General features: G+C 55.5%; 19 protein-coding genes and 3 tRNA genes. 1 reads left to right on the top strand and 21 read right to left on the bottom strand.

Features of this window, described 5'->3' with window-relative positions:
• A complete protein-coding gene (gene nadA, locus F3I44_RS13755) occupies window positions 1-1,062 on the bottom strand; it encodes a quinolinate synthase NadA (protein ID WP_150012257.1) in 1,062 nt (353 codons plus the stop codon).
• A gap of 126 nt (window positions 1,063-1,188) precedes the next feature.
• Window positions 1,189-1,722 (bottom strand): methylated-DNA--[protein]-cysteine S-methyltransferase, encoded by a 534-nt coding sequence (locus F3I44_RS13750; RefSeq protein WP_150012259.1) that lies wholly within the window; start codon window positions 1,720-1,722, stop codon window positions 1,189-1,191.
• A 158-nt stretch (window positions 1,723-1,880) separates the two neighbouring features.
• On the opposite strand from F3I44_RS13750, the gene F3I44_RS13745 reads away from it, so the two are divergent.
• Window positions 1,881-3,356 (top strand): AlkA N-terminal domain-containing protein, encoded by a 1,476-nt coding sequence (locus tag F3I44_RS13745; RefSeq protein WP_150012261.1) that lies wholly within the window; start codon window positions 1,881-1,883, stop codon window positions 3,354-3,356.
• A gap of 526 nt (window positions 3,357-3,882) precedes the next feature.
• On the opposite strand, the gene F3I44_RS13740 is transcribed toward F3I44_RS13745, so the two are convergent.
• The 19 genes from F3I44_RS13740 to F3I44_RS13650 all read right to left on the bottom strand — a co-directional run bounded on the left by F3I44_RS13740 (window position 3,883) and on the right by F3I44_RS13650 (window position 20,983).
• Window positions 3,883-3,958, bottom strand: a tRNA-Lys gene (locus tag F3I44_RS13740).
• Between the two features lie 46 nt (window positions 3,959-4,004).
• Window positions 4,005-4,080 (bottom strand) — tRNA-Lys (locus F3I44_RS13735).
• 70 nt (window positions 4,081-4,150) lie between these two features.
• Window positions 4,151-4,226: transfer RNA gene (locus F3I44_RS13730), tRNA-Lys, on the bottom strand.
• A gap of 164 nt (window positions 4,227-4,390) precedes the next feature.
• Window positions 4,391-5,182: a cell division protein CpoB gene (gene cpoB / locus F3I44_RS13725; protein WP_150012263.1), complete on the bottom strand. Its 792-nt coding sequence runs from the start codon at window positions 5,180-5,182 to the stop codon at window positions 4,391-4,393.
• Window positions 5,183-5,191: 9 nt separating this feature from the next.
• Window positions 5,192-5,719 (bottom strand): peptidoglycan-associated lipoprotein Pal, encoded by a 528-nt coding sequence (gene pal / locus F3I44_RS13720; protein ID WP_003853135.1) that lies wholly within the window; start codon window positions 5,717-5,719, stop codon window positions 5,192-5,194.
• A 51-nt stretch (window positions 5,720-5,770) separates the two neighbouring features.
• Window positions 5,771-7,066 (bottom strand): Tol-Pal system beta propeller repeat protein TolB, encoded by a 1,296-nt coding sequence (tolB, locus tag F3I44_RS13715; RefSeq protein ID WP_150012265.1) that lies wholly within the window; start codon window positions 7,064-7,066, stop codon window positions 5,771-5,773.
• Window positions 7,067-7,181: 115 nt separating this feature from the next.
• Window positions 7,182-8,459, bottom strand: coding sequence for a cell envelope integrity protein TolA (gene tolA, locus F3I44_RS13710; protein ID WP_150012267.1), 1,278 nt, complete (start codon window positions 8,457-8,459; stop codon window positions 7,182-7,184).
• Window positions 8,460-8,486: 27 nt separating this feature from the next.
• On the bottom strand, window positions 8,487-8,915 hold the full coding sequence (gene tolR, locus F3I44_RS13705; RefSeq protein ID WP_013357153.1) for a colicin uptake protein TolR: 429 nt from the start codon (window positions 8,913-8,915) through the stop codon (window positions 8,487-8,489).
• A 13-nt stretch (window positions 8,916-8,928) separates the two neighbouring features.
• The gene (gene tolQ, locus F3I44_RS13700) at window positions 8,929-9,615 is read right to left on the bottom strand and encodes a Tol-Pal system protein TolQ (RefSeq protein WP_003853142.1); all 687 of its coding nucleotides are present in this window, start codon (window positions 9,613-9,615) and stop codon (window positions 8,929-8,931) included.
• Window positions 9,612-10,016 carry a tol-pal system-associated acyl-CoA thioesterase gene (ybgC, locus tag F3I44_RS13695; protein WP_010260759.1) on the bottom strand — a complete coding sequence of 135 codons (405 nt, stop codon included), beginning with the start codon at window positions 10,014-10,016 and terminating at the stop codon, window positions 9,612-9,614. The genes tolQ and ybgC overlap by 4 nt, the downstream gene beginning before the upstream one ends.
• 178 nt (window positions 10,017-10,194) lie before the next feature.
• Complete coding sequence (gene ybgE / locus F3I44_RS13690; RefSeq protein WP_150012269.1) at window positions 10,195-10,488, bottom strand: cyd operon protein YbgE; 294 nt, start codon at window positions 10,486-10,488, stop codon at window positions 10,195-10,197.
• The gene (cydX, locus tag F3I44_RS13685) at window positions 10,488-10,592 is read right to left on the bottom strand and encodes a cytochrome bd-I oxidase subunit CydX (protein WP_013357150.1); all 105 of its coding nucleotides are present in this window, start codon (window positions 10,590-10,592) and stop codon (window positions 10,488-10,490) included. Before cydX ends, ybgE begins: the two co-directional genes overlap by 1 nt.
• Window positions 10,593-10,607: 15 nt before the next feature.
• Window positions 10,608-11,747, bottom strand: coding sequence for a cytochrome d ubiquinol oxidase subunit II (cydB, locus tag F3I44_RS13680; protein ID WP_150012271.1), 1,140 nt, complete (start codon window positions 11,745-11,747; stop codon window positions 10,608-10,610).
• 11 nt (window positions 11,748-11,758) lie between these two features.
• Complete coding sequence (gene cydA, locus F3I44_RS13675; RefSeq protein WP_150012273.1) at window positions 11,759-13,330, bottom strand: cytochrome ubiquinol oxidase subunit I; 1,572 nt, start codon at window positions 13,328-13,330, stop codon at window positions 11,759-11,761.
• A 576-nt stretch (window positions 13,331-13,906) separates the two neighbouring features.
• Window positions 13,907-14,782 carry a succinate--CoA ligase subunit alpha gene (gene sucD, locus F3I44_RS13670; protein ID WP_013357147.1) on the bottom strand — a complete coding sequence of 292 codons (876 nt, stop codon included), beginning with the start codon at window positions 14,780-14,782 and terminating at the stop codon, window positions 13,907-13,909.
• Complete coding sequence (gene sucC / locus F3I44_RS13665; RefSeq protein WP_003853151.1) at window positions 14,782-15,948, bottom strand: ADP-forming succinate--CoA ligase subunit beta; 1,167 nt, start codon at window positions 15,946-15,948, stop codon at window positions 14,782-14,784. The genes sucD and sucC overlap by 1 nt, the downstream gene beginning before the upstream one ends.
• Before the next feature lie 70 nt (window positions 15,949-16,018).
• On the bottom strand, window positions 16,019-17,242 hold the full coding sequence (gene odhB, locus F3I44_RS13660) for a 2-oxoglutarate dehydrogenase complex dihydrolipoyllysine-residue succinyltransferase (protein WP_009091410.1): 1,224 nt from the start codon (window positions 17,240-17,242) through the stop codon (window positions 16,019-16,021).
• A gap of 15 nt (window positions 17,243-17,257) precedes the next feature.
• The gene (gene sucA / locus F3I44_RS13655; RefSeq protein ID WP_150012275.1) at window positions 17,258-20,065 is read right to left on the bottom strand and encodes a 2-oxoglutarate dehydrogenase E1 component; all 2,808 of its coding nucleotides are present in this window, start codon (window positions 20,063-20,065) and stop codon (window positions 17,258-17,260) included.
• A gap of 201 nt (window positions 20,066-20,266) precedes the next feature.
• The gene (locus F3I44_RS13650) at window positions 20,267-20,983 is read right to left on the bottom strand and encodes a succinate dehydrogenase iron-sulfur subunit (protein WP_013357144.1); all 717 of its coding nucleotides are present in this window, start codon (window positions 20,981-20,983) and stop codon (window positions 20,267-20,269) included.

Genomic DNA, 20,983 nt, shown 5'->3' with positions numbered 1-20,983 from the left:
TTAGGCGTTGCCCTTCACGTTGAGTTTAAGTTCTGCTGCAAAGGATAGCATGCGATTAAGCGGCAGTAACGCCGCCTCACGCAGCGTCTCATCCACCTGAATCTCATGTTCCGCGCCGCCCGTCTCCAGCGCCTCTGCGATGGCTTTGAGGCCGTTCATCGCCATCCATGGACAGTGAGCACAACTGCGGCAGGTTGCGCCCTCACCCGCGGTCGGCGCTTCCAGCAGCGCTTTATCCGGTACTGCCTGCTGCATCTTGTAGAAGATGCCGCGATCGGTCGCCACAATCATCTGCGGATGTGGCAGGGATTTCGCCGCCTGAATCAGCTGGCTGGTCGAGCCAACGGCGTCCGCCAGATCGACAATCGCCTGCGGCGACTCCGGGTGCACCAGCACCGCCGCGTCGGGATAGAGTGCTTTCATACGCTGCAGCGCCTGGGTTTTAAACTCGTCATGCACAATGCATGCGCCCTGCCAGCAGAGCACATCCGCGCCCGATTTCTGGGTGACGTAGCGGCCAAGATGACGATCGGGTGCCCAGATGATCTTTTCGCCCAGGCTGTCGAGGTGTTCAATCAGCTCAACCGCAATGCTGGAGGTGACTACCCAGTCGGCGCGGGCTTTGACAGCCGCTGAGGTGTTGGCATAGACCACGACGGTACGATCGGGATGGGCATCACAGAAGGCGTTAAACTCTTCAATCGGGCAGCCGAGATCCAGTGAGCACTCTGCCTGTAGCGTCGGCATCAGCACGGTTTTCTCCGGGCTGAGGATTTTGGCGGTTTCGCCCATAAAGCGCACGCCCGCTACCAGCAGCGTGGTCGCCGGATGATGACTGCCAAAGCGCGCCATCTCCAGTGAGTCGGAGACGCAACCGCCGGTCTCTTCCGCCAGCGCCTGAATTTCCGGATCGGTGTAGTAGTGCGCCACCATCACGGCGTTACGCGCCTTCAGCAGCGCTTTGATTTTTTCACGGTAAAACGCCTTCTCATCGTCACTCAGGCGGGCGGGTTTAGGCGGAAAAGGATAAACGGCGGTTTCAGGATCGAACATCACACTCATGACACAGCTCTCGTTTTATCTAATTAACGAAAATCGCCTGATAAGGCGAATAATGGCGATAAATCCGCCGTCGTGTTTTATATTCTAAACACGATAGCGGAAAAGCCAGACTGTGTCGTGGGATTTTTAGTCCGCCTGTATCATTAACTGAATCGGTTCTGAAGCTGCTTTATTAGGAAGCGACTGCGGCGCTTCCAGCGCCAGCAGGAAGGCTTTGATATCCAGCCCGCCTGCAAAGCCCGTCAGCTTGCCGTTGGCACCGATCACGCGGTGGCACGGCGCAACAATAGAGAGTGGATTACGCCCGTTGGCCGCGCCGACCGCACGCACCGCCAGTGGATGGCCGATCTCTCTGGCAATCTGGCTGTAGCTGCGCGTTTCACCAAACGGAATCGCCACCAGCGCCTGCCAGACTTTTTTCTGGAAGTCGGTGCCGACCATGTCGAGCGGCAATTCAAAACAGCGACGCGCGCCGGTAAAGTATTCGCCTAACTGACGCTCAGTTTCGATCAGAATGGGATGATCGTCATTGCGCGTCTGCGGCAAAAATCGGGTGCGCTTCGGATCGTCATTTTCCCACAAGATGCCCGCCAGGCCACTGTCGCTGGCAACCAGTTTCAGTTCACCTACCGGGGTAACTATCGGTTTGAAGTAGTACATGGTGATTCTCCCGTCACGGTTTCATCGCCTATTATCGCACTTTTCATCAGCCTGACTGGCTGTTTTCGGTCATGGTTCTAAACTGTTTTGCTGTCCGAAAACAGCCAGTCTGCCGGGATTCACCGTTGTAGGCTGCGCTTATTTACCGGAGAAATAACATGCTCGATCCCGACATTGCTTATCAGGCGCTGACCTCTCGTGATACCCGCTTTGACGGCGTTTTCTTTGTGGGCGTGACGTCAACCGGTATCTATTGCCGTCCGGTCTGTCCGGTCAAAGCCCCCATGCAGAAGAACTGTCTTTTCTTCAGCAGCGCCGAGGCGGCCGAAAAAGCGCGCTTTCGTCCCTGCCTGCGCTGTCGGCCAGAACTGGCCCCCGGCAATGCGCCCGTTGATCAGCCGCATCGCGTGGCAGAGCGGCTGATTCAGCGCATCGAGGAAGGCATGCTGGAGGAGCGCGAAGGTCTGGAAGCGATTGCAGCTGAATTCGGCCTTAGCCTGCGTCAGCTGCGCCGTATCGTGCAGCATGAACTCGGCGTCTCGCCGCTGGAGCTGAAGCAGACACGGCGTATGCTGCTGGCAAAACAGCTGCTGACAGAAACACAGCTGCCGGTTACAGAAGTCGCCTACGCCAGCGGTTTCAGCAGCCTGCGTCGCTTTAATGATGTGTTCCAGGCGCGCTACCGCATGACGCCGAGCGCGCTGCGTCGGGATGACACCGGCACTAAGCGTGCGCAGCCAGGCGACCGCGTGACGCTGCGGCTGGCCTATCGTCCTCCCTATGACTGGGGGGCGATGCTCTGGTTTTTGCAGACGCACCTGATGAAGGAGGTCGAAGCAGTGGAAGATGGCAGCTGGCGACGCACCGTGGCGCTGGGTCGCTGCCGGGGCTGGGTCAGCGTTTCCCATCTGCCGCAGAAGAACGCATTGCAGGTGACGCTCTCAACGTCCCTGACGCCGGTGCTGCCTCTGCTGCTGCGCCGTCTGCGTGACCTGTTCGATCTCGACGCGCAGCCGCAGCGTATCGCCGCCTGCCTGGCCCAGGATCCGCTGCTGGCACCCAGCCTGATCGCACATCCGGGTCTGCGCGTGCCTGGCGCGTTTGACGCTTTCGAGCTGGGCGTGCGTGCCATTATCGGTCAGCAGGTAACGGTCAAAGCGGCCACCACGGTCAGCAGCCGTTTTGCCGCCGCCTTCGGCGAACCTTGCGAGACGCCTTTTGCCGATCTCACCCGTTACACCGCGCTTCCTGAACGTATCGCCGGACTGACGGTGGACGATGTTGCACCGATGGGCATTGTCAGCGCCGCGCGTTCCCGCGCCATCATCGCTTTTGCCGGCGCCTGCGCCAGCGGCGACCTGCGCCTCAGCGCCGCTCAGCAGCCTGACGAGGTGATAAAAAAGCTGATCAGCCTGCCGGGCATTGGTCCCTGGACTGCGCACTATATCGCGATGCGCGCCCTGCGCTGGCCAGATGCCTTTCCCAAGGAAGATATCGCCATCCGTAATAACCTGGGCGGGATGTCATCGAAAGAAGCGGAAGCGCGTTCGCAATCCTGGCGTCCCTGGCGCAGCTATGCGGTGATGCATATCTGGGAGAGCCTGGCAGTGGCGAAGGTGAAGAAAAAGGCGTGAGGATGAGTACAGGGCAACTCTCCCCGCAAAGCATAAGCAACAGCAAAACGAGCAGTTAATACGCTCAGAAGAAGAAAGCGTCCTGCGCAATTATCGCCAGCAGCGCTTTTAGATGGCTGAGAAAGCTAAATCAGCTTTAATCCTCCAGCAACAATTAAGCCCGATGCGCAGGGAACACGGTAAGAGGAGGAAAGCGTCCCGCGCCAGGACGGCGCGGGCCGAGCAGGTCATGGATGACGGCTTTTGCGTCTTTCCGATCTGACCGTGTTCTCTGCGCAGGCTGGATCTCTCAGCGAACTCAGCCAGACTTTGCCCACTACCTCAAACGCCAGTAACTTTATACATTTAACGTGAGCCAGATACCGCAGAAACGAAAAAAGCGCCCAAAGGGCGCTTCTTTCTTAATTGGTGGGTCATGCAGGATTGCCTGGCGATTCAGTCGAACCTGCTGCAGGTTCTCACCCTGCACGGTGAATACCGTGCCCTGAAAACGAAAAAAGCGCCTTAAAGGCGCTTCTTTCTTAATTGGTGGGTCGTGCAGGATTCGAACCTGCGACCAATTGATTAAAAGTCAACTGCTCTACCAACTGAGCTAACGACCCGCTGAGGGCTTACAACCGTTCAGCGCGACAGGCGGCTGAGATAAGATGGTGGGTCGTGCAGGATTCGAACCTGCGACCAATTGATTAAAAGTCAACTGCTCTACCAACTGAGCTAACGACCCATCTTAGGTTGTGAAGCAATGCTGAAGTGTTCTTCTAAAAACAGCGCGGTAAAAGCGCGTCTGAAGGAGATGGTGGGTCGTGCAGGATTCGAACCTGCGACCAATTGATTAAAAGTCAACTGCTCTACCAACTGAGCTAACGACCCATCTTCAGGCTTACCAGACACTTTGCAATGTGCCCCGGCAACGGCGGCATATATTACTGATTTAGCGGGGTAGCGCAACTCTTATTTCTGCTAAATGCTTCAGTTGCTTACCTTTCATACGGCAAGACCAGAAATCACACGATATCTGGTCTGAACCGGACAAATTACAGGCTTGCCAGACGTTTCTGCGCCTGTTTAGCAGAGTCGGTGTCTGGATAAAGTTTGATCACCTGCTGGAAGACCGCTTTGGCTTTCGCCGTATCTTTCTTCTCCTGCATAATGACACCCACTTTCAACAACGCTTCTGCAGCTTTCGGCGACTTCGGATAGTTCTTCACCACCGTGGCGTAATAATACGCCGCGTCGTCCTTTTTGCCTTTGTTATAGTTCAGCTGACCCAGCCAGTAATTCGCATTCGGCTGATAGGTCGAATCCGGGTAACGTTTTACCCACGCCTGAAGCGCGCTGATCGCCTGGTCATACTGTTTCTTCTCCAGAATCAGCGCCACAGCCGCATTGTAATCGCTGTTAGCATCGCCGGTCTGCGCGGGTGCGCTCTCCGTGGATGCTGCTGCGCCTGCGGTGGCTGCTGCGCCGGTATCTGCTGCGGCATCGCTGCCTGCTGCCTGTTGCCCGCCGCTGCTGGCGCTGCTCAGGCTGTCAATCTGCTGGTAAAGCTGCTTCTGCCGCTCAACCACCTGATTCAACTGATACGAGTTTTGCTGGATTTGCCCACGCAGCGCGTCGATATCACGCTGGTTATCGCTCATCTGCTGCTGCAGTTGCTGCATCAGTTGTGCCTGGGCATTAGAGATTCGTTCAAGAGTGGTGACACGGTCTTCGACCGAGCCGGAGCCAACGCTACTGATTGACGCTTGGGCATTAGCGGCCCAGGGGGCCGCTACGCCAATCAGTAACGACAGACTCAACAGATGACGTCTGAAGTTACTAACCATGTGATTCTCTTAGTAGACCAGTACGGCACGACGGTTTTTAGAATACGCTGCTTCGTCATGACCCAGAACGGCTGGCTTCTCTTTACCGTAAGAAACGATAGACATCTGATCAGCCGACACGCCTTTACCCTGCAGGTACATTTTAACGGCATTAGCACGACGTTCGCCCAGGGCGATGTTGTATTCCGGCGTACCGCGCTCATCCGCGTGACCTTCGATGGTCACTTTGTATGATGGGTTGCTGCGCAGGAAAGTCGCGTGCTGATCCAGCATCTGTGCGTAATCAGACTGAACGTCATACTTGTCCAGGCCGAAGTACACGATGTTGTTCTGCTGCAGCTGCTGCATCTGCAGACGCGCCTGCTCGTCAGAAGACATGTTGCCGCCGTTACCGTTCATGCCAGAGTTTGCACCGTAAGCGCCATCAGCGCCCATGCCAGTCTGGTCATTGTTGTTGTTTTTGTGTGAGCTACAAGCCGCTACTGCCAGAACCGGCAGAGCCAGCATCAAACCCTTCAGCACTTTGTTCAGTTGCATTTCAAAAATCCCATTATTGTTTATTGTTTGCGATGTCTGAACGGTCAGACATTACAGATACGGCGACCAGGCAGGAAATTTGACCTGTCCATCAGTTGCCGGAAGACGCGCTTTGAAACGACCGTCGGTTGAAACCAACTGCAGCACGGAACCCATCCCCTGAGTAGAGCTATAGATTACCATTGTGCCGTTTGGTGCCAGGCTCGGCGTTTCATCCAGGAACGTGTCCGTTAACGTTTGAACGGCTCCCGTTTCCAGATCCTGTTTGGCGACGTGCTGTGAACCACCGCTGGTGCTAATCATCACCATGGATTTGCCATCGGTTGCGACATCCGAATCCTGGTTCTGACCGCCTTCCCAGGTAATACGTTGTGGCGCGCCGCCATTAATTCCTACTTTATAAATCTGAGGTGCACCCGCCTGATCCGAGGTGTAAGCCAGCGTCTGGCTGTCCGGGAACCAGGTCGGTTCAGTACTATTATAACGACCATCCGTCACCTGACGCGTCTGACCTGAGGCCAGGTCCATCACATAAATGTTCAGGCTGCCGGTTTTAGAGAGCGCGAAAGCGAGTTTAGAGCCATCTGGCGAAAACGCTGGTGCACCGTTGTGGCGTGGATAAGAGGCAACCTGGCGGATAGCACCGTTAGACAGCGTCTGAATCACCAGCGCAGATTTACCGCTTTCAAAGGTTACGTAGGCCACTTTACTGCCATCCGGAGACCAGGCTGGCGACATCAGTGGCTGTGGTGAACGGTGTACCACGAACTGATTGTAACCATCGTAGTCAGCGACGCGCAGCTCATACGGGAACTGGCCGCCATTGGTCTGCACGACATAGGCGATGCGGGTACGGAAAGCGCCTTTAATGCCGGTCAGCTTCTGGAACGTTTCATCACTGGCCGTGTGGGCAGCATAACGCAGCCACTGTTTAGTCACTTTATACGAGTTCTGTGCCAGTACGGTACCTGGCGCAGCGCCGGTATCCACCAGCTGGTAAGAAACCTGATAGCTGCCATCCGGGTTAGAGGCAACCTGTCCGACGACAACAGCATCAATGCCGAGCGCGCTCCAGGCGGCAGGCTGAACTTCCTGCGCACTGGCAGGCTGCTGTGGCAGACGCGAGCGATCCAGTGGATTAAATTTGCCACTGTTGCGCAGGTCAGCCGCTACGATGCCGCCGACATCTTCTGGCGCGGCACCTGCACCCGCCCATTTAAACGGCACCACGCCAATCGGGCGCGCGGTGTTGACACCCTGGGTGATCTCAATTCGAACTTCTGCATGCAGCATGGCTGCCCACAGCAGGATAAAAAAGCCTAACGTAACGCGAAGAGCTTGCTTCATTTTATCTCCCTTATCTGAACCTCAGTCCACGATAATTGGCACTGTTCCTGGAAACCACGAGTACAACTTAAGTACGGCAAGCTAAACATAGAACAACTTGCCGCCCGTTACTGCATTATTGCGGTTTAAAACGCATTGGGGCGTTTTTAAACACTTCGTAGACCGCCTGCGAAGGCGGCTTCGGAATACGTGCCTGTTTAGCGGCAGCAATCGCAGCCTGACAGAGCGCGGGATCGCCACCCTCTGACTTAACATCAATTAACAAGCCATCCGGCGCAAGTTTAATACGCAAATCACAGGTTTTTCCGCGATACAGATCGGCATCGTAGAATCTGCTCTGAATCGCACTGACGACCTGTCCCATATAGGAGTTGATTTCCGCGCCTGTTGCGCCCGCTTTCTTCTGGTTTCCCTGCCCTGCTGCTGCGCCAGAGGTGCCGCTTTTCGGTGCATTTTTGCCGGAAGCGAGTCCACCCAGTAAATCATCGACATCGCTGTCGTTGGCGGCATCAGCGGCGGCTTTCGCTTTCGCATCTGCTTTGGCCTTAGCAGCAGCATCCGCTTTTGCTTTGGCTGCCGCATCGGCTTTGGCTTTTGCCGCGGCATCCGCTTTTGCTTTAGCAGCGGCTTCCGCTTTCTCTTTGGCAGCCTCTTTAGCGGCTTCTGCTTTCTCTTTCGCCGCTTCTGCAGCTTTCTCTTTCGCTGCCTCGGCTGCTTTTTCTTTGGCTTCAGCCGCTTTCGCTTTTGCTTCTGCCGCCGCTTTCGCATCTGCTTCAGACTTTGCCTTCGCTTCCGCTACAGCTTTCTCTTTTGCCGCAGCGGCCGCGGCGGCTTTCGCCTGCTGATCAGCCTGCTTTTTTGCGTCGGCTGCGGCCTGCTTCGCCTGCTCAGCCGCGGCTTTTGCCTGTGCATCCGCCTGGGCTTTTGCATCTGCTTTGGCTTTGGCTGCGGCCGCTTCCGCCGTTTTCTGTTGCTCCTGAGCTTGTTTCGCGGCCTCTTCGGCGGCTTTCTGCTGCTCAGCCTGCTGTTTGGCCTCTTCTTTCGCCGTTTCCTGCGCGGCCAGACGCTCTTTTTCCAGCGCTTTCAGACGCTGCTGTTCAGCGGCCTGTTTCTGTTGCAGCTCTTCAGCCTGCTGCTGCGCCTGCTTTTTACGCTGCTGCTCAGCCCGCTGACTGTCACTCTGCTGGTTCTGCTGACGATTGTACTGGCTGATGACGGCACCGGGATCGACCATCACTGCATCAATATCACTGCCACCGCCACCCGCACTGCTGGGGTCAACATGCTCATTAAACGAGCTCCATACCAGCAGCGCGATCAGCACGATATGCAGAATCACCGAAATGATTATCGCGCGCTTTAACTTCTCGTTTTGCTCGGTTGCCTTCGACACACTCGGTTCCCAAAAAACGGTTCGATTTTAAATCGGCTGCGTCATCAAACCGACAGATTTAACACCCGCCTGATGCAGCAGGTTGAGCGCTTTAATAATTTCATCGTAAGGCACCTCTTTCGCGCCCCCGATCAAAAAGACCGTCTTAGGATTCGCTTCCAGTCGACGCTGCGCTTCGCTGATGACCTGCTCAGGTGGGAGTTGGTCCATACGGTCGTGATCCACGACCAGACTGTACTGCCCTACGCCCGCCACTTCGACAATTACCGGCGGATTATCATCGCTGGAAACCGTTTTAGAGTCGGTCGCATCAGGCAGATCCACTTCCACGCTCTGGGTAATAATGGGTGCCGTCGCCATGAAGATCAGCAACAGCACCAGCAGGACGTCCAGTAGCGGAACGATGTTGATTTCCGACTTCAGGTCGCGGCTTTTGCGACCACGTACTCTGGCCATCATTAACCTCTATTTACTTAGCGCTATCGCTGGAGAAAGCCTGGCGATGCAGGATGGCAGTGAACTCTTCCATAAAGTTGTCGTAGCCCTGCTCCAGTTTGTTCACGCGCTGGTTCAGACGGTTGTAGGCCATTACCGCCGGAATCGCGGCAAACAGACCGATAGCGGTCGCAATCAGTGCTTCAGCAATACCCGGTGCCACCATCTGCAGTGTCGCCTGCTTCACCGCGCCCAGCGCGATAAAGGCGTGCATAATTCCCCAGACGGTACCGAACAGCCCGATGTAAGGACTGATTGAGCCGACCGTTCCCAGGAATGGAATATGGTTTTCCAGTGCTTCCAGCTCGCGGTTCATTGAGATACGCATAGCACGACTCGCCCCGTCAATGACCGCTTCCGGCGCATGATTATTGGCGCGATGCAGGCGGGCAAACTCTTTGAAGCCGGAATAGAAAATCTGCTCCGAGCCGCCCAGTTCTTCCCGGCGCTCCTGGCTCTCCTGATACAGGCGCGAGAGTTCGATGCCAGACCAGAATTTGTCTTCAAACGCCTCCGCTTCTCTTCCCGCCGCATTCAGAATACGTGTGCGCTGAATAATGATGGCCCAGGAGGCAATAGAAAAGCCGATCAAAATCAACATGATAAGTTTGACCAGAAGGCTCGCCTTCAGGAACAAATCAAGAATGTTCATGTCAGTCACTGCTTGAACTCCGCGACAATAGACTTGGGAAGCGCAATCGGCTTCATCAGATGTGGGTTAATGCAGGCAATCAGGACTTCTGCCTCATTGAGCACTTTGCCTTCAGTATTCACGATACGCTGCGTGAACGTCATGGTCGCCCGTGTCATTGATGTGACCTCACTCTGGATCTCCAGAAGGTCATCAAGACGCGCCGCCGCAAGATAGTCCACCGATATGCGCCGTACCACAAAAGCGATCTGCTGTTCTAACAGCGTCTGCTGATTGAAATGGTGCTGTCGCAACATTTCGGTACGTGCTCGTTCATAAAAAGCGATATAGCTGGCGTGATAAACCACACCACCGGCATCAGTATCTTCGTAGTAGACCCGAACCGGCCAGCGAAACAGCGTTGTACTCACTCTACATCCCGGCCTCGTTTTAAACGTTGCTACTATACGCAAGAGAATTGGGGTTGGGAATGGGTCGCCAGAGCCAGGCGAAAATAATTATCGCTCCGTAACAAACGGAACGATTTCAGAGAGATTTATTGACCCGGCGCTGACAAATATTCACTGACAGCGCGGGTAAGGCGGGGGATTAAAGGTAATAACGGTAAAGCGCAATAAATAACACCAGCAGAGCCGGTAACGGCGTAAACAGCGCCTGCCATCGGGTTTTCCGTGGCCGGAAACCCACACCGTGGATCACTCCGCAGCAGACCGCCCAGATCAGCACCAGCCCCTGCAGAGCAGGAAGCTGACCCGCCTGATTGGCAAAACGGGTCGGATCCCACATCACGCCGCCCGCCGTCAGCAGCGCCAGCAGCAGTGAAAGGGCCCGTAACGAGCCCTTATCCATCAGATCATAGAGCATCCGAACTGGCGTGCGCATCAGTGCGTCTCATCCTGCGCTTCAACGTGTTCAATCGCCAGCGCAGTCACGATACCAAAGGCACAGGCCAGCAACGTGCCGAGAATCCAGGCAAAATACCACATGCGACATCTCCTTTATTAATAGAGTGAGTGACTGTTGCTTTCAATCTGCTCTTTGGTAATACGGCCAAACATCTTCCAGTAGCACCAGCTGGTGTAAATCAGAATGATTGGGACAAAGATAGCGGCGGCCACTGTCATGGTTTGCAGCGTCAGCAGACTGGACGTGGCGTCCCACATTGTCAGGCTGGTCCCCGGCACGGTGCTGGATGGCATGATGAACGGAAACATCGCAATACCCGCGGTCATGATGACGCAGGCCAGCGTCAGTGAGGAGAACAGGAACGCCCATGCGCCCTTCTCAACCCGCGAGCAGAGTACGGTTAGTAGCGGCAGCACCGAACCAAGCAGCGGGAACAGCCACAGTACAGGATGGTTCTGGAAATTGATCATCCAGGCACCCGCTTCCCGCACGACAGTTTTCCCCAGTGGGTTCGAGGCGGCGAAGTGATCCATTGTGCTGGTCACCACATAGCCATCGATACCATATTTCACCCAGACACCCGCCAGGATGAAGCAAACCATCATCACCAGCGCGGCAAGTTGTGCAGCGGTACGCGAACGCAGATGCAGTTCGCCAGTGGTGCGCATCTGCAGGTAGGTTGCGCCCTGGGCCAGAATCATCGCCACACTGACCACACCCGCCAGCAGGCCAAACGGATTCAGCAGCTGGAAGAAGTTGCCGGTGTAGAACAGACGCAGATACTCATCGGCATGGAACGGCACACCCTGTAACAGGTTGCCAAAGGCCACGCCAATCACCAGCGGCGGCACGAAGCTGCCAATGAAAATGCCCCAGTCCCAGGCACCACGCCAGCGGTTATCTTCAATCTTCGAGCGGTAATCGAAACCGACCGGACGGAAGAACAGCGACGCGAGCACCAGAATCATCGCCACGTAAAAGCCGGAGAAAGCCGCCGCGTAAACCATCGGCCAGGCAGCAAATAGCGCGCCACCCGCGGTGATCAGCCAGACCTGGTTACCGTCCCAGTGCGGGGCGATACTGTTAATCATGATGCGACGTTCAGTATCGGTGCGGCCCAGAATGCGCGTCAGCATTCCGACGCCCATATCAAAACCATCTGCGACAGCAAAGCCAATCAGCAGCACGCCGATCAGCAGCCACCAGACAAAGCGCAGAACTTCATAATCAAACATGGTCGCTCTCCTTATCCCTGAACCGGCTGAGTGGTTGCCGTAATCTGCTCATGATGATAACGCCCGGTTTTCAGGCTGCTCGGCCCAAGGCGGGCGAATTTGAACATCAGGTACATCTCTGCCACCAGGAACAGCGTGTAGAGTCCGCAGATCAGGATCATCGAGAACAGCAGATCGCCAACAGTCAGCGAGGAGTTGGCCACCGCGGTTGGCAGGATTTCACCAATAGCCCAGGGCTGACGACCATACTCCGCCACGAACCAGCCTGACTCGACGGCAATCCAGGGTAAGGGAATACCAAACAGTGCCGCTTTCAGTAACCAGCGATTTTTGCCCACGCGATTGCGTATTACGCTCCAGAAGGAGAGTGTGATAATGCCCAGCAGCAGTACGCCACACAGCACCATAATACGGAACGCGAAATAGAGCGGCGCTACGCGCGGGATAGAGTCCTGCGTTGCCTGTTTAATCTGCGCTTCGGTCGCATCCGCTACGTTGTCGGTATAGCGCTTCAGCAGCAGACCATAACCGAGATCCTGCTTGTGGCTGTTGAACGCGTCACGTACTGCGGGATCCTGACTGCCACTGCGCAGCTCATTCAGCAGGGTGTAGGCTTTCATGCCATTACGGATACGCACTTCATGCTGAGCCATCAGATCTTTCAGGCCGATGACCGGCTTATCGATGGATCGGGTCGCGATCAGGCCCAGCAGCCACGGGATCTGCACGGCATATCGGTTCTCCTGCGTTGCCTGATCGGGCAGGCCAAACAGCGTAAATGAGGCGGGTGCTGGCTGGGTTTCCCACTCTGCTTCAATAGCGGCCAGCTTGGTTTTCTGCACGTCGCCCATTTCGTAGCCTGACTCATCGCCCAGCAGAATCACGGAGAGCACTGCCGCCATACCAAAGCTGGCCGCGATAGCGAACGAGCGTTTAGCAAAAGCAAGGTCACGCCCTTTCAGCATGTACCACGCGCTGATACCCAGAATGAACATCGCGCCGGTGGTGTAACCAGCCGCAACGGTGTGAACGAATTTCACCTGCGCCACCGGGTTCAGTACCAGCTCTGAGAAGCTGACCATTTCCATGCGCATGGTTTCGAAGTTGAATTCAGAGGCAATGGGGTTCTGCATCCAGCCGTTAGCGACCAGAATCCACAGCGCAGACATGTTCGAGCCCAGCGCCACCAGCCAGGTCACCGCCATGTGCTGCACTTTACCCAGCCGATCCCAGCCAAAAAAGAACAGGCCGACAAAGGTCGATTCAAGGAAGAACGCCATTAAACCTTCAATGGCGAGCGGCGCGCCGAAGATATCGCCGACGTAGTGAGAGTAATATGACCAGTTTGTCCCGAACTGAAATTCCATGGTCAGGCCGGTGGCGACACCCAGCGCAAAGTTAATACCAAATAACTTGCCCCAGAACTTCGTCATATCTTTATAAATTTGTTTACCGCTCAGGACATAGACCGTTTCCATGATCGCCAGCAAAAACGCCATACCCAGCGTTAAAGGGACGAAAAGAAAATGGTACATCGCCGTTAAGGCAAACTGTAACCGCGATAGCTCGACGATATCTAACATAAGGACTCCTTGCTCCTCGCTTTGTCTCCGTCACGCGCGCGATCAGAATCGAACGTAATCAGAGTCAGGAACGACTGTTTATTGATTCCAGTTTTTTTATTACCCGCAGAACAGATCTGTGAGCTGCCCGAACAGGCGAGTCGCGAATGAAGCAGCTCTGAAAATTGTCAATCCGCGCTTTCATTAACGCGTGCTTTAACAGGAGGAAAGCGGGTGTCATCCCAGGTTGAGCAGACGTTTGAAAATTTGTGTAAAAGGCTGGATTGATGCAGCGCAATTTACGCTCTTAGCGTTGCGCTTTGCCAGCGATATAGTTGGATATAAATCGTGATTAATTGATCTGGATTAACGCAATAAGTTTCCAGATAAAGTCAGGTGGGTTTCTTGTTAAGAGGATGTCATCAATGAAATAAGGTGGGGAAAAATAATTTACCTTTGCTACTTTTTATTAACGAAACTAACACCAGAATGGTTATCTGACTTTGCCCTCTTCTCTTTAATTGTCTGAGTTATGTCTGTGCGTTACCGGCATAAAAAAAGCCACCCGAAGGTGGCTTAGTCTCAGATGACGCCGACTTATTTGGCCGGTAATACGGCTTTAACCGCGTCACCGATGTCCGCCAGGCTGCGTACGGTCTTCACACCTGCGGCTTCCAGCGCAGCAAATTTCTCATCTGCTGTACCTTTACCACCGGCAATAATGGCACCCGCATGGCCCATGCGCTTGCCTTTCGGCGCAGTTACGCCAGCAATGTAGCCCACAACCGGCTTGGTCACGTGCTCTTTGATGAAGGCTGCGGCTTCTTCTTCTGCGCTACCACCGATTTCACCGATCATCACGATCGCTTCAGTCTGTGGATCATCCTGGAACATTTTCAGGATATCGATGAAGTTAGAGCCTGGAATCGGGTCACCACCGATGCCGACGCAGGTTGACTGACCATAGCCGATGTCAGTGGTCTGCTTAACCGCTTCATAGGTCAGGGTGCCTGAACGGGAAACGATACCGACGCGGCCGGGCTGGTGAATATGGCCCGGCATGATGCCGATCTTGCATTCGCCGGGTGTGATCACGCCCGGGCAGTTTGGACCGATCATCCGCACGCCCGCTTCATCCAGCTTCACTTTCACGGTCAGCATATCCAGCGTCGGGATACCTTCAGTGATGGTGATGATCAGTTTGATACCTGCTTCAATCGCTTCCAGGATGCCATCTTTACAGAAAGGTGCCGGAACGTAGATCACGGTGGCGGTTGCGCCAGTCGCTTCTACCGCTTCGCGTACGGTGTTGAACACCGGCAGGCCGAGATGCGTCGTGCCACCTTTGCCTGGCGTCACACCGCCAACCAGCTGAGTGCCGTAAGCCAGCGCCTGCTCAGAATGGAAAGTCCCCTGGCCACCGGTGAAACCCTGGCAAATGACTTTCGTATTTTTGTCGATCAGAATGGACATTATTTACCCTCCGCGGCAGCAACAACACGCTGTGCGGCGTCTGTCAGGCTGGTTGCTGCAATGATGTTCAGACCGCTGTCCGCCAGTTTCTGGGCGCCCAGCTCGGCGTTGTTACCTTCCAGACGTACCACTACTGGCACGTTCACACCCACTTCAGCTACTGCGCCGATGATGCCGTCGGCAATCAGGTCACAGCGTACGATACCGCCGAAGATGTTAACGAAGACGGCTTTAACCGCATCGTCAGACAGGATGATTTTGAAGGCTTCGGTCACGCGCTCTTTCGTTGCGCCGCCGCCGACATCAAGGAAGTTGGCTGGCTGACCGCCATGGTGCTTAACGATGTCCATGGTGCCCATCGCCAGACCTGCGCCGTTAACCATACAGCCGATGTTGCCTTCCAGCGCAACGTAGTTCAGTTCCCACTGTGTTGCGTGCGCTTCACGGGGATCTTCCTGGCTTGGATCGCGCATTTCGCGCAGTTCTGGCTGGCGGAACAGGGCATTGCCATCGGCACCCAGTTTGCCATCCAGGCAGATCAGATCGCCCTGTTTGGTGATAACCAGCGGGTTGATCTCAACCATCGCCAGATCGCGCTCCAGGAACAGCGTTGCCAGACCCATAAAGATCTTGGTGAACTGACCAACCAGCTTACCGGTCAGGCCCAGTTTGAACGCCAGCTCGCGGCCCTGATAAGGCTGCGGGCCAGTCAGTGGATCCAGCGCCATTTTGTGGATCAGGTGCGGGGTCTCTTCCGCCACTTTTTCGATTTCCACGCCGCCTTCGGTTGAGGCCATGAAAATCACGCGACGCGTTGCGCGATCGACCACTGCGCCCAGGTAGAGCTCCTGATCGATATCGGTTGCCGCTTCAACCAGAATCTGGTTTACCGGCTGGCCATTTGCGTCTGTCTGATAGGTCACCAGACGTTTGCCCAGCCAGTTTTCAGCAAATGCGCGAATTTCTTCTTTGCTGTTAACCACTTTCACACCGCCCGCTTTACCGCGGCCACCGGCATGAACCTGACATTTAACTACCCACGGGCCTGCGCCAATTTTAGAGGCTGCTTCTTCCGCTTCACGTGGTGTAGTACAGGCGTAACCCGTTGGTGCCGGCATGCCATACCGTGCAAACAGTTGTTTCGCCTGGTATTCGTGTAAGTTCATGATGTTCTATCCATTCAGGTCTGAAAAGAGTAATGAGGTTGGGCGCACGCGAAGGTGCGCCCGGTGAAAATCAGACATCCAGCAGCAGACGTGCTGGATCTTCCAGCATCTCTTTCACTGCAACCAGATAACCCACAGATTCACGGCCATCGATCAGGCGGTGGTCGTAGGAGAGCGCCAGATACATCATTGGCAGCACCACAACCTGACCATTGACTGCCATCGGGCGATCTTTGATAGCGTGCATGCCCAGGATGGCGCTCTGCGGTGGGTTAATGATCGGGGTGGACATCAGGGAACCAAAGACGCCGCCATTGGTAATGGTGAAGTTACCGCCGGTCAGATCCTCAACTGTCAGCTTGCCGTCACGGCCTTTAACTGCCAGCTCTTTGATTTTCTTCTCGATGTCCGCCATGCTCAGCGCATCGACGTCACGCAGCACTGGCGTCACCAGACCGCGCGGCGTGGAGACCGCAATGCTGACGTCGAAGTAGTTGTGGTAAACCACATCTTCGCCATCGATAGAGGCGTTCACTTCCGGATAGCGTTTCAGCGCTTCAACGACCGCTTTCAGGTAGAAGGACATGAAGCCCAGACGCACACCGTGACGCTTCTCAAAAGCCTCACCATACTGCTTGCGCAGATCCATGATGGGCTTCATGTTGATTTCGTTGAAGGTGGTCAGCATCGCGGTGCTGTTTTTCGCTTCCAGCAGACGCTCAGCAACACGCTTACGCAGACGGGTCATCGGCACGCGTTTTTCGCTGCGATTCGCGATCGGCTGCGGCGCGGCAGCGGCTTCAGCGGCCGGTGCGGCAGCTTTGGTATCCTGCGGCTTGCTGGCAAGATGTTTTTCAACATCTTCACGGGTCAGACGTCCGCCCACACCGCTGCCTTTGATCTGCGAGGCATCCAGGTTGTGCTCAGCAATCAGACGGCGGATAGCCGGGCTGAGCGCATCGTTGCTCTCTTCTTCCAGCGACGCGGTCTGACGCTGAGCCGGAGTCGACTCTTTGCTTTCAGACTTCGCGCTGGTCTCTTTACCGGCGCTGTTGCCCTCTTTCAGGCGGCCCAGGATCTGGCGTGAAGTGACGGTGGCACCCTCTTCTTCCAGCACCGCTTCCAGAATACCGTCAGCCGCCGCAGGCACTTCCAGCACCACTTTGTCGGTTTCGATTTCAACCAGCACTTCATCGCGAGTGACGGCATCGCCTGGTTTTTTGTGCCAGGTTGCCACTGAGGCATCGGCAACCGATTCAGGCAGGTCGGGAACGAGAATATCTACGCTACTCATTATCTTTCCTTTTAATTAATTAACGTTCAGCGCGTCATTAACCAGGTCTTGCTGCTGTTGTTGGTGTACGGACATGTAACCCACGGCCGGTGAGGCGGATGCCGGGCGGCCTGCATAACGTAAGGTCGCGCCGAACGGCACAACTTCACGGAAGTGATGCTGGCTGCAATACCAGGCGCCCTGATTCAGCGGCTCTTCCTGACACCAGACAAAATCCTGCACGTGAGAATACGCTTTTAATGCTTCCTGTACCGCCTGATGCGGGAAAGGATAGAGCTGCTCGATGCGCACGATGGCCACATCGGTCTGCTCGTTTTTACGACGCTGCTCCAGCAGGTCGTAATAGACTTTACCGGAACAGAGCACGACGCGTTTCACGCCCTGCGGATCCAGATCGTCAATTTCACCAATCGCGGGCTGGAAACTGCCGTTTGCCAGTTCATCCAGCGTGGAGATCGCCAGCGGATGACGCAGCAGTGATTTCGGTGACATCACGATCAGCGGACGACGCATACCGCGCAGCGCCTGACGACGCAGCATGTGGTAAACCTGCGCCGGGGTTGAAGGCACGCAGACCTGCATGTTCTGCTCAGCGCAGAGTTGCAGATAACGCTCCAGACGCGCAGAGGAGTGCTCCGGCCCCTGACCTTCATAGCCGTGCGGCAGCAGCATCACCAGACCACACATGCGGCCCCATTTCTGCTCACCGGAGCTGATGAACTGATCGATAACCACCTGTGCGCCGTTGGCGAAGTCACCAAACTGCGCTTCCCAGATGGTCAGGATGCGCGGTTCAGCCGTCGCGTAGCCATATTCAAAGGCCAGCACCGCCTCTTCGGACAGCACGGAGTCCCAGACCTTGAACTGGCCCTGACCACTGTGCACATGGTGCAGCGGGGTGTAGGTGGAGCCGTTCGACTGGTTATGAATGACAGCGTGACGGTGGAAGAAGGTGCCGCGACCGGTATCTTCACCTGAGAGACGCACCGGAATGCCTTCATCGACCAGTGTGGCGTAGGCCAGGTTCTCTGCCCCGCCCCAGTCGAAGGCTTTTTCACCTTCGGCCATCAGGCGACGATCGTTGTAGATCTTGGCAACACGCGACTGTACCTCGACTTCTTCAGGCACCTGGCTGATACGCAGCGCCAGTTCCTTCAGACGTTTCATGTCGACCTGAGCCGGGTAAGGCTCATCCCACTCATGGTTCAGGTAAGGTGACCACGTAAAGGAGTGCAGACTCATCGGACGCCATTCCGGCACCACGCATTCGCCCGCATCCAGCGCATCACGGTAAAGATTGACCATTTCGGTCGCATCTTCCTGCGTGGCAACGGCTTCACCTTCCAGACGGTCGGCGTAGATTTTACGCGGCGTCGGGTGTTTTTTGATTTTCTGGTACATCAGCGGCTGGGTCGCGCTTGGCTCATCCGCCTCGTTGTGACCATGACGGCGATAGCAGACCAGATCGATAAACACATCGCGTTTGAAGGTGTTGCGATAGTCGAGCGCCAGACGGGTTACAAAGGCGACCGCTTCCGGGTCATCAGCGTTGACGTGGAAAATCGGTGCCAGCACCATTTTGCCGATGTCGGTGCAGTAAGGGGTTGAACGCGCATCTTTCGGGTTGGAGGTGGTGAAACCAACCTGGTTATTGATGACGATGCGAACCGTACCGCCCACTTCATAACCGCGTGCCTGTGACATATTCAGGGTTTCCTGAACCACGCCCTGGCCAATCACCGCCGCGTCACCATGGATGGTGATCGGTAAGACTTTATTGCTGGCAGGCTCGTCCAGACGATCCAGACGGGCACGCACTGAACCCATGACGACCGGGCTGACGATCTCCAGGTGTGACGGGTTAAACGCCAGCGCCAGGTGAACCAGGCCACCTTCGGTTTCCACGTCAGAAGAGAAGCCCATGTGGTACTTCACGTCACCGGTACCCAGATGCTCTTTATGCTTACCGGCGAACTCGTCGAACAGATCCTGCGGCTTTTTACCCAGCACGTTGATCAGTACGTTGAGACGACCACGGTGCGCCATACCCAGCACGACTTCACGGGTACCGCTCTTGCCGGCGTGACGGATCATTTCGCGCAGCATAGGCACCAGCGCATCGCCGCCTTCCAGCGAGAAGCGTTTGGCACCTGGGAATTTCGCCCCGAGATATTTTTCCAGCCCTTCTGCCGCGGTCAGCTCTTTCAGGAAACCTTTTTTCTCTTCGTTGCTGAACGCTGCACGGCCCGCTACAGACTCAAGACGCTGCTGGATCCAGCGCTTCTCATCCGTGTTGTTGATGTGCATATATTCTGCACCGATTGAGCCACAGTACGTCTGCGTCAGCGCGTCGAAGAGGTCGGCCAGCTTCATGGTCTCTTTACCGATGGCAAAAGAGCCTACGTTAAAGCTTTCCTGAAAATCAGCCTCGGTCAGGTCATGAAAAGCGGGATCAAGATCGGCGACCCGATCCTGTTTCCACAGGCCAAGCGGATCGAGATTGGCGTGCTGATGACCGCGAAAACGAAACGCGTTGATCAGCTGCAGCACTTTCACTTGCTTGGAGTTGGTTTCCGGATCGGAGACAGATGAGGTGTAACGAGATGCGTCTTTCGCCAGGCGACGGAAGTACTCACGTGTGGTGGAGTGAAACTGCTCAGGTTTCATTCCGGTGCCCGGTAACTGTTGGAACATCGAACGCCACACTGCATCGACAGAGTCAGGATCGGTCAGGAAATCCTCATAGAGCTGCTCTATGTAAGACTGATTCGCGCCGGCCAGCCAGGAAGAGTCCAGCCAGGGCTTCATCGCGCTGTTCTGCATTGTGATCCCTTAAGCATTGCTATGCTTTTTTGAGGTTTCATTTGTTGCCGCTTTCGCGGTTTGCCGTAGTGAGTTCAGCGATACGAGCACTTTGCGCAGCGCGCGTGGCCCGTAAGGGAACCTTTGTAAACGTGGTCATCACCGCGCTTACAGAGGCTTCCGTTAAAACACCGGGAACCTGAGGTTCCCGGCAGAAACTGCTTATGCGCCGCGCTGTAGCAGCATCGACTTGATATGGCCGATGGCGCGCGTCGGGTTCAGCCCTTTCGGACAGACGCTCACACAGTTCATGATGCTATGGCAGCGGAATACGCTGAAAGCGTCATTCAGATTGTCGAGACGCGCATCCGTTTCGGTGTCGCGGCTGTCAATCAGGAAACGGTATGCCGCCAGCAGGCCGGCAGGACCGATGAACTTCTCAGGATTCCACCAGAATGATGGGCATGAGGTTGAGCAGCAGGCACAGAGAATACATTCGTACAGGCCATCCAGGTGCTCGCGCTCATCCGGTGACTGCAGATGCTCACGTGCTGGCGGATTTTCCCCATTATTCAACAGGAAAGGCTTTATTTTCTCATACTGCGCATAAAACTGGCTCATGTCTACGACCAGGTCACGCACAACGGGTAAACCTGGCAATGGACGGATAACTATTTTCTGTTTGCCGTTGCCCAGTGCCGAGACCGGCGTAATGCAGGCCAGTCCGTTTTTACCATTCATGTTGAGGCCATCAGAGCCACAGACGCCTTCACGACACGAGCGACGAAACGCCAGCGTCGGATCTTTCTCTTTCAGGCGAATCAGCGCATCCAGCAGCATCATGTCGCGACCATCTTCCGACTCCAGGGTGTAATCCTGCATGCGCGGCTTGTCATCGACGTCCGGATTGTAGCGATAAATTGAAAACTCGAGTCTCAT

The sequence above is a fragment of the Pantoea sp. F_5 genome, assembly GCF_008631595.1.
Taxonomy (GTDB): domain Bacteria; phylum Pseudomonadota; class Gammaproteobacteria; order Enterobacterales; family Enterobacteriaceae; genus Pantoea; species Pantoea gossypiicola.
Note: the sequence above shows the minus strand (reverse complement) of the source record. Positions and strands in the feature narration are given on the sequence as shown.